Here is an 880-nt window from a genome sequence, read left to right as displayed (position 1 = left end):
GTAGCGGAGCGATCGTGACGACAGGCCTTAAAAATAGAACACTCACAGAAACAAAGAACAGGGGCAAGAATATAATTTTATTAATGATAAATACCGGCACTAGTACTGTAGCCAAACAGTACGCAACCAACAACATATAGGCCAATCTGTTGCCCATTGAATTTTTATCCATTTTTTCCACTTCGCACGACCCGCTTTTTAGCCGTAAGAACAAAAACCGCCATTTTAACCATCATTTTCATCTTCCTCCGAAAACTCAGCGTGCAGAACAATCTAAACGCTATTACCTTATCTCTCTTATAAATCGAAAAAAAATTAGACAAGGATATATCCACATTCGCAGGGGCAGTTTCAGCTGCAAAAAAAGTGGTATCCCCTGTCCATATCGTATACGTATCAAGTAAGTTTTCGCAAACCTCACCCCTTGAAACACAAGCTAAATATCGCTTTTTAACGTTCTCAATACCATTGACGGTAATGATTGCTTCGAGAGTAGACTCAGAGTGCCTGTAATTACTAATAGAGACCATTACTTCATCAACAGTGTTTCGCTTCAATCTATCAGCAGGTGAATAGCCTTGGATAGGCGATACTAAGCCCACGCAACGACGTGCACTGAGATATTGTTCAGCAAACGCAGTACCCCCAGGAATAGGATGACTGTCGACATAAAAGTCAGCGCTTGCCACTATTTTACTGTACTCCTCAAACTCTAAATGAGATTGAACCCGAAAACGACTACGGTACTTAAATTTTAATCCCCAAAACCAAAATGATGTTTTTATATTACTTCCGATAACGAGAAATATTGATGATGAATAAACATCTAGGACCCGAGAAATTAATTTTAATATATTTACTCCTTTCAGTGGTTTGTACT

Annotated in this window: 1 protein-coding gene; it reads right to left on the bottom strand. The window is 39.0% G+C overall.

What is annotated here, in order from left to right; translation table 11 throughout:
* Positions 1 to 164: 164 nt before the first annotated feature.
* Positions 165 to 880, bottom strand: a 716-nt coding sequence (locus INT12_RS30525; RefSeq protein WP_226926389.1) for a hypothetical protein, incomplete at its 5' end; no start/stop codon positions are given.

Origin of the sequence: Pseudomonas sp. K8 (assembly GCF_014889455.1) — a bacterium.
In the GTDB taxonomy this organism is placed as follows: Bacteria; Pseudomonadota; Gammaproteobacteria; order Pseudomonadales; family Pseudomonadaceae; genus Aquipseudomonas; species Aquipseudomonas veronii.
Note: the sequence above shows the minus strand (reverse complement) of the source record. Positions and strands in the feature narration are given on the sequence as shown.